General features: G+C 66.1%; 21 protein-coding genes. 8 read left to right on the top strand and 13 right to left on the bottom strand.

Features of this window, described 5'->3' with window-relative positions:
• On the top strand, positions 1–381 hold the full coding sequence (locus AB6M95_RS14530) for a carboxymuconolactone decarboxylase family protein (RefSeq protein ID WP_371387466.1): 381 nt from the start codon (positions 1–3) through the stop codon (positions 379–381).
• 1 nt (position 382) lies between these two features.
• Here the strand turns inward: AB6M95_RS14530 and obgE are convergent, their stop codons facing one another.
• The 3 genes from obgE to rplU all read right to left on the bottom strand — a co-directional run bounded on the left by obgE (position 383) and on the right by rplU (position 2,121).
• Positions 383–1,411 (bottom strand): GTPase ObgE, encoded by a 1,029-nt coding sequence (gene obgE / locus AB6M95_RS14525; protein ID WP_371387465.1) that lies wholly within the window; start codon positions 1,409–1,411, stop codon positions 383–385.
• A gap of 108 nt (positions 1,412–1,519) precedes the next feature.
• Positions 1,520–1,789, bottom strand: a complete 270-nt coding sequence (gene rpmA / locus AB6M95_RS14520; RefSeq protein WP_371387464.1) for a 50S ribosomal protein L27 — start codon at positions 1,787–1,789, stop codon at positions 1,520–1,522.
• Positions 1,790–1,809: 20 nt separating this feature from the next.
• Positions 1,810–2,121, bottom strand: a complete 312-nt coding sequence (gene rplU / locus AB6M95_RS14515; RefSeq protein WP_371387463.1) for a 50S ribosomal protein L21 — start codon at positions 2,119–2,121, stop codon at positions 1,810–1,812.
• A gap of 280 nt (positions 2,122–2,401) precedes the next feature.
• Here rplU and AB6M95_RS14510 point away from each other — a divergent pair, with 280 nt between their 5' ends.
• Positions 2,402–2,800: a hypothetical protein gene (locus AB6M95_RS14510; protein WP_371387462.1), complete on the top strand. Its 399-nt coding sequence runs from the start codon at positions 2,402–2,404 to the stop codon at positions 2,798–2,800.
• Between the two features lie 21 nt (positions 2,801–2,821).
• Here the strand turns inward: AB6M95_RS14510 and AB6M95_RS14505 are convergent, their stop codons facing one another.
• The 5 genes from AB6M95_RS14505 to AB6M95_RS14485 are packed head-to-tail and all read right to left on the bottom strand — an operon-like array spanning position 2,822 to position 5,553.
• Positions 2,822–3,547, bottom strand: a complete 726-nt coding sequence (locus tag AB6M95_RS14505; RefSeq protein WP_371387461.1) for a ComF family protein — start codon at positions 3,545–3,547, stop codon at positions 2,822–2,824.
• 4 nt (positions 3,548–3,551) lie between these two features.
• On the bottom strand, positions 3,552–4,166 hold the full coding sequence (locus tag AB6M95_RS14500; RefSeq protein ID WP_371387460.1) for a flavodoxin family protein: 615 nt from the start codon (positions 4,164–4,166) through the stop codon (positions 3,552–3,554).
• A complete protein-coding gene (locus AB6M95_RS14495; protein WP_371387459.1) occupies positions 4,167–4,364 on the bottom strand; it encodes a hypothetical protein in 198 nt (65 codons plus the stop codon). It lies immediately after the preceding gene.
• Between the two features lie 47 nt (positions 4,365–4,411).
• Positions 4,412–5,032 (bottom strand): MBL fold metallo-hydrolase, encoded by a 621-nt coding sequence (locus AB6M95_RS14490; protein ID WP_371387458.1) that lies wholly within the window; start codon positions 5,030–5,032, stop codon positions 4,412–4,414.
• Positions 5,032–5,553, bottom strand: coding sequence for a nitroreductase family protein (locus AB6M95_RS14485; protein ID WP_371387457.1), 522 nt, complete (start codon positions 5,551–5,553; stop codon positions 5,032–5,034). The genes AB6M95_RS14490 and AB6M95_RS14485 overlap by 1 nt, the downstream gene beginning before the upstream one ends.
• Before the next feature lie 142 nt (positions 5,554–5,695).
• On the opposite strand from AB6M95_RS14485, the gene AB6M95_RS14480 reads away from it, so the two are divergent.
• From AB6M95_RS14480 to AB6M95_RS14455, 6 genes are all read left to right on the top strand, one after another.
• Positions 5,696–6,253, top strand: a complete 558-nt coding sequence (locus AB6M95_RS14480) for an RNA polymerase sigma factor (RefSeq protein WP_371387456.1) — start codon at positions 5,696–5,698, stop codon at positions 6,251–6,253.
• Between the two features lie 23 nt (positions 6,254–6,276).
• Positions 6,277–6,822 carry a glycoside hydrolase family 13 gene (locus AB6M95_RS14475; RefSeq protein WP_371387455.1) on the top strand — a complete coding sequence of 182 codons (546 nt, stop codon included), beginning with the start codon at positions 6,277–6,279 and terminating at the stop codon, positions 6,820–6,822.
• Complete coding sequence (locus AB6M95_RS14470; RefSeq protein ID WP_371387454.1) at positions 6,806–7,576, top strand: hypothetical protein; 771 nt, start codon at positions 6,806–6,808, stop codon at positions 7,574–7,576. The genes AB6M95_RS14475 and AB6M95_RS14470 overlap by 17 nt, the downstream gene beginning before the upstream one ends.
• 92 nt (positions 7,577–7,668) lie before the next feature.
• Positions 7,669–8,625, top strand: a complete 957-nt coding sequence (locus AB6M95_RS14465; RefSeq protein WP_371387453.1) for a tetratricopeptide repeat protein — start codon at positions 7,669–7,671, stop codon at positions 8,623–8,625.
• Between the two features lie 96 nt (positions 8,626–8,721).
• Positions 8,722–9,537 (top strand): hypothetical protein, encoded by an 816-nt coding sequence (locus tag AB6M95_RS14460; RefSeq protein ID WP_371387452.1) that lies wholly within the window; start codon positions 8,722–8,724, stop codon positions 9,535–9,537.
• A gap of 149 nt (positions 9,538–9,686) precedes the next feature.
• Positions 9,687–10,682 carry an HD-GYP domain-containing protein gene (locus AB6M95_RS14455; RefSeq protein ID WP_371387451.1) on the top strand — a complete coding sequence of 332 codons (996 nt, stop codon included), beginning with the start codon at positions 9,687–9,689 and terminating at the stop codon, positions 10,680–10,682.
• Here AB6M95_RS14455 and AB6M95_RS14450 read toward each other — a convergent pair.
• The 5 genes from AB6M95_RS14450 to AB6M95_RS14430 all read right to left on the bottom strand — a co-directional run bounded on the left by AB6M95_RS14450 (position 10,672) and on the right by AB6M95_RS14430 (position 14,029).
• Entirely contained in the window at positions 10,672–11,103 is a 432-nt protein-coding gene (locus AB6M95_RS14450; protein ID WP_371387450.1) for a GNAT family N-acetyltransferase, read from the bottom strand. The two genes, AB6M95_RS14455 and AB6M95_RS14450, sit on opposite strands and share 11 nt — an antisense overlap.
• Positions 11,100–11,861 (bottom strand): acyl-[acyl-carrier-protein] thioesterase, encoded by a 762-nt coding sequence (locus tag AB6M95_RS14445; RefSeq protein WP_371387449.1) that lies wholly within the window; start codon positions 11,859–11,861, stop codon positions 11,100–11,102. The genes AB6M95_RS14450 and AB6M95_RS14445 overlap by 4 nt, the downstream gene beginning before the upstream one ends.
• A 53-nt stretch (positions 11,862–11,914) precedes the next feature.
• Complete coding sequence (locus AB6M95_RS14440) at positions 11,915–12,601, bottom strand: substrate-binding periplasmic protein (protein WP_371387448.1); 687 nt, start codon at positions 12,599–12,601, stop codon at positions 11,915–11,917.
• Between the two features lie 56 nt (positions 12,602–12,657).
• Positions 12,658–13,371, bottom strand: a complete 714-nt coding sequence (locus AB6M95_RS14435; protein ID WP_371387447.1) for a substrate-binding periplasmic protein — start codon at positions 13,369–13,371, stop codon at positions 12,658–12,660.
• Between the two features lie 64 nt (positions 13,372–13,435).
• Positions 13,436–14,029 carry a MarC family protein gene (locus AB6M95_RS14430; protein ID WP_371387446.1) on the bottom strand — a complete coding sequence of 198 codons (594 nt, stop codon included), beginning with the start codon at positions 14,027–14,029 and terminating at the stop codon, positions 13,436–13,438.
• Between the last annotated feature and the right edge of the window lie 92 nt (positions 14,030–14,121).

The raw sequence follows: 14,121 nt of genomic DNA, 5'->3' as shown, positions 1-14,121 counted from the left end.
ATGGACAACGAACGATTTGAACGCGGAATGGAGATGCTCGGCCGGGTGGACGGCGAGCAGGGCGACAAGGTCATGGAGGCCCTGGCGGACATAGCGCCGGATTTCGGACGGCTCATGCTCGAGTTCGGCTTCGGGGACATCTATCCCCGTCCGGGACTGACACTCAAGGAGCGGGAGCTGATCACCATCTCGGCCCTGGCGGCCAAGGGGGCGTGCGAGCCGCAGCTCAAGGTGCACATCCACGGGGCGCTGAACGTGGGCTGGACGCGCGAGGAGATCGTCGAGACCTTCATGCAGATTGCGGTCTACGCGGGATTCCCGGCGGCCCTGAACGCGATCTTCGCGGCCAAGGCGGTCTTCGGCGAGCGGAACGAAGAGTAGGTTATTCTTCGTCGAGCAGGGCGAGCTGCCGCCACATCTCGGCCAGCAGCTCGTCCACGCCCTCGCCGGTCAGGGCGGAGATGAAAAAGACCGTTTCCCCGGCGGCCGCGACCTTGGCCTTCATGTCGGCCAGCTCGTCCGCGGACAGGGTGTCGATCTTGTTGATGACCTGGATCTGCGGCTTGAGCGCGATCTCGGCGTTGTACTCGCGCAGCTCCTGGTTGAGCATGGCGTAGCCGTCGGTCGGGTCGTCGCGGTTGACGTCCTCGGCGGCCAGGATGTGCACCAGGAAGCGGGTCCGCTCCACGTGCTTGAGGAAGGTGATGCCCAGGCCGCGCCCCTCGCTCGCCCCTTCGATGAGGCCGGGGATGTCGGCGATGACCATGCGCTTGAAGTCGTCGTTCTCGATGACCCCGAGGTTGGGCACCAGGGTGGTGAACGGGTAGGCCGCGATTTTGGGCCGGGCGGCCGAGACCTTGGAGATGAAGGTGGACTTGCCCGCCGAAGGCAGGCCGAGCAGCCCCACGTCGGCCAGGATCTTCAGCTCCAGGCGGAGCTGCTTCTCCTCGGCCGGAAAGCCGGGTTCGGCGTAGCGCGGGGTGCGGTTGACCGAGGACTTGAAGTGCAGGTTGCCCCGTCCGCCGTCGCCGCCCTTGCAGATGACGATCTCGGTGCCGTCCTCCACCAGGTCCGCCACGAATTCCTCGCGGGTGGTCCCGTCCTCTTCCTCGATGATCTCGAAGATGAGCGTGCCTACGGGCAGGTCGACGATCAGGTCGTCGGCCGCCTTGCCGTAGCGGTCGCGGCCCATGCCGGACTCGCCGTTCTTGGCCGTGTAGTGGCGCTTCAGCCGGAAGTCGTAGAGCGACATCAGGCGTTCGGAGCCGCGCAGAATCACGTCGCCGCCCTTGCCGCCGTCGCCGCCGTCGGGGCCGCCCTTGGGCAGGTTGGCCTCGCGCCGCAGGCTGGCGCAGCCGTTGCCGCCCTTGCCGGACGCCACCTTGATGGTCGCTTCATCCACGAATTTCATGCTGTTTTCCTACTCTTTCGCCGAGTTGGCCGCTGTCTTCTCAACGCAAAAAACGGGCAGGGAGCATGACGTCTCCCTGCCCGGCAACTATGCTTGCGTTATCGAGAACTAGGCCTCGGCGGGCGTCACGCTCACGCGGGTCTTGACGACCTTCTTGCGAGTGAACTTCTCGAATTTGACCACGCCGTCGACCAGAGCGAACAGGGTGTAATCCCTGCCCATGCCGACGCCGTCGCCAGGGTGAAATCTGGTACCGAGCTGCCGGACAAGGATATTGCCGGCAAGGACTTCCTGACCGCCGAAGCGCTTCACGCCACGCCGCTGACCGGCGCTGTCGCGACCGTTTCTGGAGCTACCACCAGCTTTTTTATGAGCCATGTTATCCTCCCTTCCAGGCGCTAGGCCGTGATGGAATTGACTTTAAGTTTGGTGTAATCCTGGCGGTGACCCTGAGTCTTCCGGGCGTCCTTCTTGGACAGCTTGTGGAAGACCACGACCTTGTCGCCACGGAGATGGCCCAGGACTTCGCACTCGACCTTTGCTCCATCGACGTACGGGGCACCGATCTTGGTGTCGCCGTCCTTTTCGACCAGGAGAACGGAATCGATGCTCAGCGCGTCGCCGGCATCAGCCTTCAGCAAATCTACATTGAGTTCAAGACCTTCTTCAACGCGGTACTGTTTACCGCCGGTCTCGATGATAGCGAACATAGTTAGAACCTCCAATTCGTAAGAGGAGGCAACCTAGCCGCAACCCCCTGTAGAAGTCAAGCCCCGATCTCGGGTTTTTCACTTTTTTTTGCCGTTTTCACCCTGCCCGGACAATATAGTCATTATTGTGAGGCCTGCGAGTCTCCGCCGCAGTGGGACCGGCCCCGTAATCAACGTTTTAAACCCTTCAAATCCAGTGCTTATGTCCAGGCTTGCCTCGTCCTGCCGACATGGATACACTGCCGCCGGTTTACTACAAGAAAAACATAGGTTTATCTATATGAAGAAGATGCGAAGCACCCTGCTCATGGCGGCGCGCTCGTTGTTGGCCGGGTGCGGGATCAAGGCGGTGCCCGTCGGTGAGTTGACCGGGCCGGACGTCCATACGCGGGAAGACAAATCCAGGGACGGCACGTCGGTGCGGTTCAACTACCGCCTGGAGCGTAAGAGCTCCGGCGCATACGTCATCCAGGGAGACGCGCTCTTTCAGGGCGTGGGCCGGATCAGGGACGCCCGGATGAAGCTCTGCATGGTCAGGGACGATGAAGTGGTCGCCACCGTCCCTCTTCGGGTCCGGACCACGAAGGCCAAAAAGAAAATTTATTACTACAATAAGTTCAAGGCGGAAAAACCGTTCGACTACGTGACCTTCGGCTGGCGTCTGAAATACCGGTATTAGCCGGGACGTCCGCCGGTCGGGCTAGTCCAGTACGGTTCGGGCCAGGACCAGGACGTCCACCCCGGTGCAGCCCGCCCGCTTCAGGGTCCGGGCGCACTCCCGCAGGGTCGAGCCCGTGGTGTACACGTCGTCCACCAGGAGCAGCCGTCTGCCCTTGACCAGGGCCGGGTCCGCCGCAAACGCCCCCTTGATGTTGGCCTGCCGCTCCTTGAGCCCGAACCGGGTCTGGGGCGGGGTGTTGCGCGTGCGCGTCAGCCCGTGGACCAGCAGGGGCCGGTCCACATGCCGGGCCAGGGCGCGTGCGATCTCCAGGCTCTGGTTGAAGCCGCGCCAGACCAGCCGCCGGTCGTGCAGGGGCACCGGGACCACCGCGTCGGGCACGCGCCCCTGCCGGGCGGTGAAGGCGCGCACGCCGAGCGCGCCCAGGAGCCGGTTGCGCTCGAACCGGTTGTGGAACTTGTAGCCGAGGATCAGGCGGCGCATGACCCCGGCGTATTGGCCGTGGAAATAGAGTTCGTCCCAGGGCGGCGGGTCGGCCCGGCATTCCGGACACAGGCTGGGCGGGTCCTCCTCCCGGCCGGACAGCTCGCCGCAGGCGGGGCACAGGCCGCCGGTGCGCGGGGGCAGCGCCTCGGCGCAGGCCGGGCACAGGGGACGGCCGCCGTCCGGCGTGACCGCGCCGCAGACCGCGCAGCGCCCGGCGCGCAGGCCGAGCCGCCGGGCCAGGGTCAGGACGGGCCGGAACACGGGATCAGCCCGCCCGGTCCGCAGCCGTCTTCCAGGCCGTGGCCCCGAGTTCGACGATGCGCGCCTCGAAGCCGCCCTTGGCGCGCAGGTCGCTGCGCGTGTCCACCCCCCGGAAGACCAGGGGATCGGCCAGAGGCATGTTGAAATTGTGCACGAAATACTTCAGCGTCAGCCGCGCCCCCTCAAAGAGCTTCTCGCCCGAGGGCTGGCCCGCCAGGAGCACGGCATGGGCCGTGCGGTCGGGCAGGTCCGCGATCCACGGTTCGCCGTCGAGCCGGGCCCGCCAGAACTGCTGGCCCCGGTCGATCCAGGTCTTGAGCCGCGAGGGCAGGTGGTAGAAGTAGATGGGCGAGGCGAACAGGATGGTCCGGGCGGACAGGCAATGGGCGAACAGGTCCCAGGCCTGGTCGGTGGGCCCGAGCACGCACCGCTCCCGTCCGGTCCGTTCCGGGGCGTCGCAGTAGCCGCAGGCCAGACAGGGCAGGACCTCGAAATTGCGCACGTAGAGCACCTCGGCCTCGCCGCCCGCCCTGCGCACCCCTTCGGCCAGCAGTTCGGCGGCGTGGTCGGAGTTGCCCCCCCGGCGGTGGGAGCAGGCGAAGATGGCGGCGTGGTCCATTCAGGACTCCTTGTCGTATACGGGTTGCTTGCGGGTCATCACCGCCCGGACATGGTCCTCGAACTCCTTGAACTCGAAGGCCCAGTCAGGGAAGATGTGCTCCTGGTGGCGCACCTGGGCCGCTCCCTTGAGGGAGACCAGGGCCTCGACGCGGTCCGTCTTGGCGAAACGGAGGTACCAACCTACCTCCAGTCCCACCCCTCAGCACTTGTTGCGGATATCGACGCGAACGGGTTCGCTCATGGTCAGAATCCCCCGAGATACGGGTTGTGGTTTCGCTCGTCCCCGACCGACGTCTCCGGGCCGTGCCCGGACAGCAGCCGGGTCTCGGGCGGCAGGGTGAAGATGTGCTCCCGGACCGAGCGTTTGAGCGTGTCGAGGTCGCCGCCGGGAAAGTCCGTGCGGCCGATGGAGCGGTAGAAGATCAGGTCGCCCACGAAGGCGGCCCCGGCGTCCGGGAAATAGAAGGTCAGGCTGCCCGGCGAGTGGCCCGGCGTGTGGAACACCGAGCACTTGGCCCCGGCAAAGGCGGCTTCGCCCGGCTCCAGGTTTTTCCATTCATAGAGGTCGAGCAGGGGCAACCCCATGTCGCCGCCCCGGCCCAGCCAGGTATCCAGGAGGTAGCCGTCCGCGTCGTTGGCCAGGATGGGCGCGCCCGTGGCCTCGGCCAGCGCCTTGTTGCCCGCAGTGTGGTCGAAGTGCAGGTGCGTGTTCAGGATGGCGGTCAGGGTCAGTCCCCCGGCTTCGAGGTGCCTGAGCAGCGGCGCGGGGTCGCCGCCGGGGTCCACGACCACGGCCTCGCGGCCGTTGCTCAGGACGTAGCAGTTGGTCTGCAGGGCGCCCAGCGGGAAGGTCGCGATATCCATCAGAAGTCCTCCAGCATGAGTTCGGAGAGGGGTTTTCGCGTGGAGCCGCCCTTCTGGTCCGGGTGGCCCAGGGCGAGGACGGCCTCAAGTTCGAACTCGGCCTCGGACAACCCCAGGGCGGACAGGACGGCCGGCTGGTCGTTGACGATCTGGCCCAGCCAGACCGCGCCCAGGCCCAGGCTATGGATGGCCAGGAGCATGTTCTGGATGCACGCCCCGGCCCCCTGGTGGTCCTTCATCTCGCTGTACATGGCGCCCTTGTCCAGGAACACGCAGATGCACGCCGCCGAGGTGCGGACGATGTGCGCGTACTTGGTGCAGGCGGCCAGCTTTTCCGTGCGCGGGTCGTCGCGGGTGACGACCAGGAACCGCCAGGGCTGGTTGTTCATGCCGCTGGGGGCCCACTGCCCGGCTTCGAGGATGGTGGTCAGGGTTGCCTTGTCCACCCGCTCTGCGGTGAACTTGCGGATGGAACGGCGCTCGCGGATGGCCTGGAGCACCGGATTGTCTCGGGGATCCATGGTTGTTTTCTCCTTTGGTATTCGTGTATGTTGATAGCCTAGGACGAAACTCCGGGCAAGAGGCTGTGACCCGAACCGGCGTGGGCGCGTATAGTAGTTTGCAGATGAGTTGCGGTCCCCCTTTGGGCCCGCCGGAAGGGAAATGAAAGACAAACGCGAAGCGGAAATTGTACGGACCATACTGCTGGGCGACGTCCAGCTATACGGCACCCTGGTACGCGAGTACCAGCGGCCCGTGTACAATCTCATGCTCCGCATGACGGGCGACGAGGACATCGCGGCCGACCTCGCCCAGGACGCCTTTGTCCGGGCCTACGAGAAGCTCGAGACCTTCAACCAGCGCAGACGGTTCTTCCCATGGCTGTATACGCTGGCCCTGAACGTGGCTCGGGACTGGCTCCGCAAGGAGGGCCGGGACAGGCACGTGTTCGTTGAAGACGTCTCGGTCATGGTCCGCGAACAGGACCGGCGGGACGAGCCCAGGGCCATGAACGACCGGCTCGACGGGGCCAAGGCCTTCGCGGCCGTGATGGACCTCGACCCGAAGTACCGCGAGGCGCTCCTGCTCAGGTTCCGCTACGATTTCTCCATGCAGGAGATCGCGAGCACTTTGGGAATCTCCGTGAGCGCGGCCAAGATGCGCCTGAGCAGAGGGCTGGACATGGTCCGGCAGCAATTCGACGGGGGGAACAACCCATGACGGAAGAACGAAGCAAGACTCACATGGAAGATATCATCATCCATGCCGTGCAGACCGGCCCCGAAGCCGAGCCGCCCGCGGACCTGGCCAATCGGATCATGGCCCGGCTAGAAGCCAAGCGGCCGTCCCCGTGGACGCGTGCGCGCCTGTGGTTCCTGCGCCCGAGGGTCCTGACCTTCCGGCCGATCACCGCCATCCCGGCCATGACCCTGGCCGTGGCCCTGCTGGCCCTGGTCTTCGTGACCAACCGGAAGCCCCTGGAGGACGACGGCCCGAGGTTTGCCTCCGTGCGCTTCATCCTGCACGATGCGGACATGCACGCCCGCAAGGTCTCGGTCATCGGGTCCTTCAACAATTGGCGGGCGGACCGCTCGGTCATGTGGTACAGCCGGGATGCGCAGGCATGGATACTCGAGGCCCAGCTCCCTCCGGGCGACCACGAGTATCTGTTCCTGGTGAACGGAAAGCAGCTCGTTCCCGACCCCAATGCGCCCATGACCAGCGACGACGGGTTCGGCAACCGGAATTCCATAGTTTTTGTAAACGGAGAACATGAACAAACGCTATAGCCTCCATACCCTGGCCCTCCTGCTGGTGCTGTGCCTGTCCTTCCCGGCACGCCCGGCAGGAGCCGGGGATGCCAGCCTTTCCTCCCTTGCCGACCGCGCCCGCGAGTGTGGCGTCTATGCCGAAACCGTGGACCGTGTCCGTTCCTCCGTGGCCTCGGGCGACCTGTCCGAGACCGACGGGGCGAGCCTGCTTGAGCCGCTCATTGAGGCCTGCGGCCGCAAGCTTCCCCTGGCCCCCCTGGAGGACAAGCTCGAGGAAGGGCTGTCCAAGCGCGTCCGGCCCGCGCTCATCGTCCACGCCCTGCGAACCCGCATCGCCGACTACCTCTTCGTGGCCGAGCTCCTGCCCGGCCCGCGCGGGAAGATCGACCCCCGCGTCCTGGTGGCCCTGGGCGAGGGCGTGTCCAAGGGGGTTCCGCGCGAGGACGTCAAGGCCTACATCGCCGAATTTTCCGGGCAGCCGCCCGAAGCCTTCCTGACCGGCGCGGAGATGGTCTCCCTCCTGGGCCAGGCCGGGTTCGACTACGCGCTGACCCGGTCCGTGCTCAAGGCCGGGTTCGAAGCGGACTCCCTGACCCCGGAGTGGCGCTACTTCATCCGCCTGGTGCTCATCGCCCGGCAGCGGGGGCTCACGGACCGGGACATCGCCTCCGGCGCGGCCGCCGTGCTCGCCGACGGCGGGTCCATGGGCGACGTCTCCATCCGCCTCGGCTTCACCACCCGCAGCCTCACCGGCCGCGCCATCTCTAATTAACATTTCTTGATTTCTATGTGACCCTGCGACCGTATTCCCGGTATATTGCACTGAGGGGGTCGAGAGGCCCGGAAACCCATGGGAGCCTTTGAGTGAAGAAGTTCATTGCAATGCTGTTGCTGGCGTCCGTCCTGTTCTCCGCGGGATGCGCCAAAGTGATGGGACCGTACTACCTGGAGCAGGAGCAGTACGAGGAAGGAATCAAGGTCATGGGCGAGCAGCTCAGGGAGAACCCCGACGACGCCGCCTCGGCCTATTACGTGGGCCGGTACTATCTGGCCCTGAACAAGCCCAAGCAAGGCCTTCCCTATCTGCAGAAGGCCGTGCGGCTGGCCCCGGACGACGCGGATTACGTCTTTTGGACCGGGGTGGCCTACTGGGCCATGATGGATTTCGACCGGGAAAGGGCGGCCTACGAAAAGGCCATCAGCCTGGACCCGAACCATATTTCCGCCCACCTCTACCTGGGACACGGCTACGCGGACCGGGGACAGTGGGCACAGGCCCTCAAGCAGTACGACGTGGTCCTGAAGCTGGACCAGTACAACCCGGAAGCGCTGTACAACAGGGCGCGGGCCTTGGGGGGACTTGACAGAACGAGCGACGAGATCGCGGCATGGAAGCGGTTCCTTGAGTTCTATCCCGACGGGAGCATGGCCATGACGGCCACGGAGCAACTCAATCTGCACGGGAACTTCACCTACCGCAATTTCATAATCGGGAAGCGCAACGTCACGCTGAAAAGCATGGCGTTCAAACCCGGAACCAGCGTCCTGGATGCCGACGGCAGGGCCTCATTGGAAGTGCTCAGCGCGATGATGCAGGTCAACAAGGGACTGGTGGTGAACATAGTCGCCTACGCCAAGGGGAACGTTACCCTGGCCAAGGCCCGGGCCGCCGCCGTCCGCGACTACATGCTCAACGGCAATCCGGACGTCGATCGGAGCAGGCTGCCTCTGAGCTGGTTTGGAACCGCTGAAACCGTCCGGGTGGGCGACAAGACGTTCTCCCTGGATGAATCGGTGAGCTTTATTACCGAGGTTCGGTAAACAGACTGGAGAATAATTATGCATACCACTATGAATAAATTGAGTTTTTGGGTTGTCATATTGATCCTTGCCCTGATGGTCGCGATTCCCCGCGCCATGGCGCAGACGGATACGCCCACCGGCGATACCACCGGCGACGTGACCGGCGACACGGGTGACACCGGCGACACCGGAGACACGGGCGATACCGACGACACGGCGGATACGCCGAGCTTCGCCAACCCGGCCCAGGCCGCCAAGGCGGAGGCCCTGGCCGAAGCCGCTGCCGCCGCCTCTGCCCAGGCCGTGGCCGACGCCGAGCAGGCGGTGGCCGACGCCGAACAGGCCGTTGCCGACGCCGAGCAGGCCGTGGCCGACGCCCAGGCCGCCGAGGACCCGGAAGCCGAGGCCGCCGCCCAGGCCCAGCTCGACGCGGCCCAGGCCAGCCTCGAGACGGCCCAGGCCGCCGCCGAACAGGCCGTGTCCGACGCCGCCTCCGTGTCCGTGGACACCATCGCCTCCATGCGCGCCGAGGACATGGGCTGGGGCGTCATCGCCAAGGAACTGGGCGTGCATCCGAGCACTCTGGGCATCGGGCACAGGAACCAGCATCAGCACCAGACCCGCGCCGAGACCAAGAGCCGGGGCGTGGGCCAGGCCATGGCCTCCGTGTCCGCCCAGGCGGGCTTCGCCACCGGCCGCAACGTCAAGACCGGCGTGTCCAAGACCCCGGGCGTGAGCGGCGGCAAGGGCTCCAAGGCCGTGGGCCTGAGCAGGGCCTCGGACAAGGCCAAGGGCGGGGCCAAGAACTCCGATTCCTCCAAGGGCAAGGATTCGTCCGGCCGGGGCAACTCCGGTAATTCCAACGGGGGCGGCAACGGCAAGGGCAACTCCGGCAATTCCAACGGGGGCGGCAAGGGCAAGAGCAAGTAGCCTCCGGCAACGAGCCGCAAAAAAGCATGACGGCGGGTCCCGATACCGGGGCCCGCCTTTTTTGGGCCGCGCGAAACGCCCGCGCACTTCAAAACGGGATGAAATCAGGGTATGGAACCCGAGACCACAGACCAAAACAAGGTGAACGCATGGTTCCAGACACCGATCCCGGCTCTCTCTCCGAGACCTACCTGCAGATCAGTCCCAATATCCTGGCGAGTTTTCCCAAGTTCCGGCCGCCCGTGGACCTGTACGTCTTCGACCCGGAGGTGGGCCGCACCGGGCGCTACCTGCGCGGCGGGGAGCGGCTGTCGCGCGAGGGCCAGGACGAGGTGGCCCGGTTCGCCGAGGAGGGGCGGCTCTTCCTGCTGCGCGAGGACTACCGCGTCTATGCCGAGCACCTGAGCCGGAAGCTCGGCCTGCTGCTGGTGGAGGAGGGGTTTCTGCCCCGGGAGGTGGCGGAGATATTCTTTATCGCCCTGCGCAACCGCATGGCGGATTTCCTGAACCAGCCGCGCGAGGACACCTTCGAGGCCTTGCGCACGGACGTCGCCATCCTGGCCGAGTACGTCTGGATCGACCCGAGCCGGGTGGCCTTCCTGACCCATACCCTGGAGCGGGACTACGACCTGGCCGTGCACTCGGTGAACACCATGCTCATCGGCCTGGCCCTGTACCTGCGCCTGAGCGGGGGCAAGGTGGAGAAGACCGTGCTCATCAGCCTGATCCTCGGGCTCCTGCTCCACGACCTGGGCATGGTCATGGTCCCGAAGTTCATCCGCGACAAGGAGCAGTTCCTGGTCCGCCGCGACCGGGAGTCCATCGAGCGCCACATCGAGGCCGGGCGGAACATGCTCCGGCGGCTCAAGGTGCAGGACCCGGTCGTCCTGGAATGCATGGAGCAGCACCACGAGCGGCTGGACGGCTCGGGCTATCCGGCGCGCCGGTTCGACAAGAACATTTCCACCATGGGCAGGCTCTGCGCCGTGGCCGATTCCTTTTCGGCCATCGTCGGCGACCGGCCCTACCGCTCGGCAAGGGACATGGCCGAGGCCGTTCAGGTGCTCATCGGGGACGGCAAGCGCTACGATCCGGTCCTGACCACGCTGCTGGCCGAGGTCATGGACGAGCGCGTCACAGACTGATGTAGCCGCCCGCAGCGGACCGCTCGGGGTCCTCGAACCGGGCCATGGCCGTGAGCATGGGCCTGAACCCGAAGCGCGCGTAGAACGGCTCCTTGCCCGGCACGGACCACAGGACCACGCCCGGCGTGCCGAGGCGCTCCAGCATGGCCTCCATCATCCGCGTTCCCAGCCCCTTGCCCTGGCACTCCGGGAGCATGCACAGGTCGTAGATGACCGAGTGCACCGTGCGGTCGCTCAGGGCGCGGGCGATGCCCACCAGGGTCTCTCCGTCCCAGGCGAAACAGGTCAGGTCGCTGTTCTCGAAGGTCCGGCGCAGGACGTCCGGCTCGCGGGTGCCCAGCGGCGCCCGCTCGAAGATGGACGCCGCCTCTTCCCAGTCGATGCCCTCGATGTCGAAGGTCAGGATGATGTCCGCGCTCACGGCCGCCTCCACCAGGAGCGCATGCGCACGATCTCCTTGTTGTCCGAGACGCGGGTCAGGCCGTGCAGGAAGGTGTCCATGCCCTGGTCCGGCTCGGCCATGGCGCATTCCGAGACCAGCTCGTCGCCGGGGAAGGACTCGCTGCGGAACTGGATGTCCACCCCGTGGCAGCGGTTCTCCGCGATCCATTCGCCGGGCACGGCCTCGAAGCAGTATTCCAGATATTTCACGTTGTTCACGTGGCCGTTGATGTCGATGTCCGACCGCCGGGCCGTGATCTCGGCGCGGTGTTCGCCCTCTTTCAGCCGGGTCACGGCCTTGGTGGGGAAGGTCAGGGCATGCTCGCGGTCCGGGATGAACCGCTCGTGGAGCACGGTCTGGGGCGGGTCCGGGCGGTGGGTTTTGGTGTTCATGGTCACCCAGGAGGTGGTCGCCCGGCCCATGGGGCCGTCCTGGTCCAGGACCAGGAAGTCGCGCAGGGCCACCAGCCGCTCGTTGCCCGAGGGCCAGGTCAGGATGCCGGTGCGTCCGCCGAAGCCGGGCAGCCGGTCGACCATGAGGTGCAGGCGGGCCAGGATCCAGAAGTGGCCGCTCTGTTCCAGGTCGCGGTGGCCGAAACCGAGGGTGTCCGCGTGGCGCGAGGCGATGTCCTGCAACTGGTTGCAGATGGCGGTCACGGACACGCGGCCGTCCGGGCGCGGTTCGTAGGAGCGGATGTCATAGCCGTGTTCGAAGGTCAGGGGGGATTCGGTTGTCATAGCAACCAATTCCTAGGGCAGTTCGGGCCGTGTGTAAAGGGGGCGGGGCCAGGCTATCGGTCGGTGCCCAGGATGCGGTCTATCTCGCCGGACTCGCGCATGGCCCTGAGCTCGGCGGTGATCAGGGGGACGAGGGCGGCGTGGCGGCGGTTCAGGTAGTGGTACAGCGGGACGACCACCAGGGGCGGTTCGTTGACGCGCAGGCAGCCCATGCCCGGCTTGGCCATCTCGGCCTCGGCCCAGGCGCGGTCCACCAGCAGGGCGTCCAGCCGCCCCTCCAGGAGCAGCTTCATCAGTTTTTCCTCATGGGGGAGCCTGGTCACGGTGGGCATGCCGTCGGTGAGCATCTCGGCGTAGCGGTTGCCGATCTTGATGCCCAGGTGGAGCTTGCGGATGGCCTCCAGGGAGACGTGTTCCAGGCTCGTGCTGCAGGTCATGACGACCCCTTCCAGCCGGTTGACGGGCACGTCGATGCGCATGAGCCGGGGGTATTGCTCCTCGATGGCCCTGATGCGGTTGACTTCGCCGTCCACTTGGCCTTTCTCGGCCATTTCCAGGGAGCGGGCCGCTGGCAGCCGCTTGGCCTCGACGGTGATGCCGATGCGGCTGTAGGCCTCCCTGAGCACCTTGAGCGAGGACAGGGACAGGGTGCCGCCCCCGTAGCCCAGGACCAGGGTTTGCCCGGCCAGGGCGGGAGCGCCGAGGCACAGGGTCATTATGCACAGCAGGATGATACGCATGGATTGTAAGCATACGCCGATTTTCGGCGAAGGTCCATGGGGCGGCGCGGGGATGGTCAGGGCGTGCCGCAGGCCTTCAGAATGCGCTCGATCTCGCCGTCGTCCCGCATGGTTTCGAGCACGGCCTGTATGCGGGGGACCAGGTCCGCGTGTCTGCGGTTGAGATAGTGGTACAGGGGGATGCGCCAGCGCGCGGGGCGGATGACCCGGAGGCGTTCGGCGCCGGACCGCCCCGCCTGGGTGCGCTCGATGCCGTCGAAGGCGATGATCACGTCCAGGCGGTCGAGGTAGAGCATGCGGAAGAGTTGCTCCCAGCGGCCCTCGACCACGTGATCCAGTCCGTGGACCAGCTTTTCGGACAGGCGGATGCCGGGGTGCACACCGATCCGCAGCCCCGCGAGGTCGGCGCGGCTGCGGACGACCAGGTCCGGGTCGCAGGTCACGGCCACGCCCTGGACCGTTACGATGGACGGCTCCACCTGGATCAGGTCGGGCAGTTCCCGGGTGAGCCCGCCCATGCGCACGGCCTCGCCGTCGGCCGCGCCCGCGTTGGCCTCGGCCAGCCCGCGCCGGGCCGGATAGTCGCGGAAGAACACGGGGATGCCGAGCCGGGCGTAGGCCGCCTCGAGCACGGCTGCGCCCTGAATCGCGGGCCCCGCCGGAGCGAGGCTCAGGACCAGGCCGTCAAAGGCCGGGGCGTCCTTGGCGGACCAGGCCAGCAGGGCGGGAATCAGGGCCAGGAGCAGCGGCAGGCGGGAGAAACGGGGCATGAGGCCGAGGGTAGGCCCAAAGGCCGGAAGCGTCCACGAAAAACGGGCCGTTCCCCGGCCGGGATCAGGACAGGAAGTTGCGCACGCCGGTAAAGGCGATCTGGGCGGCCATGGCCGAAAGGACCAGGCCGGTGATCTTGGTCAGCACGTTGAGGCCCATGCGGCCGATGATCCGTTTGAGGCTGGACGCGGAGAACAGGATGACGCCCACGGACAGGCAGGCGCAGACCAGGGCCGCCGCGCCGGTCAGCTTCTCTTCGGTGGAGGAAAGCTCCGCGCCGAGGATGAGCAGGGTGCCGATGGTCGCCGGGCCCACGGTGATGGGCATGGCCAGCGGGACAACGGCCACGTCCGCGTCATCCTCCGGCTCGGGCCGCTGTTTCTTGCCCGACACCAGGGACACGGCGGACAGGAAGAGCAGCGCTCCCGAACCGATCCGGAACCCGTCCAGGGTGATCCCCAGCGTGGAGAAAATCGGATTGCCCGCGAAATAGAGCACCAGCGAAATGACCAGCACCGCCGTGGTCGTCCGGATGGCCAGCCGGTGCTGCGCCCCCTTGTCCATCTCCTCGGTCAGGGTCAGGAAGACCGTGAGCACGAAGAAGGGCGTCAGCAGGAAGAACCACTTTATATAGAGCGAAATAAACAGGTTGGTCACAACATCCCCCGCGCGAAGCGCGCCCAAAAAAGTTTAGGAAAAGGAGGGGATGGGGGTCCGGGGGAAGGGGAGGAAAGAACCCTTTTCAAAGG

It is taken from the genome of Pseudodesulfovibrio karagichevae (assembly GCF_041414475.1).
Lineage (GTDB): Bacteria > Desulfobacterota > Desulfovibrionia > Desulfovibrionales > Desulfovibrionaceae > Pseudodesulfovibrio > Pseudodesulfovibrio karagichevae.
The sequence above is the reverse complement of the archived record's forward strand: the minus strand, read 5'-3'. Positions and strand labels throughout refer to the sequence as shown.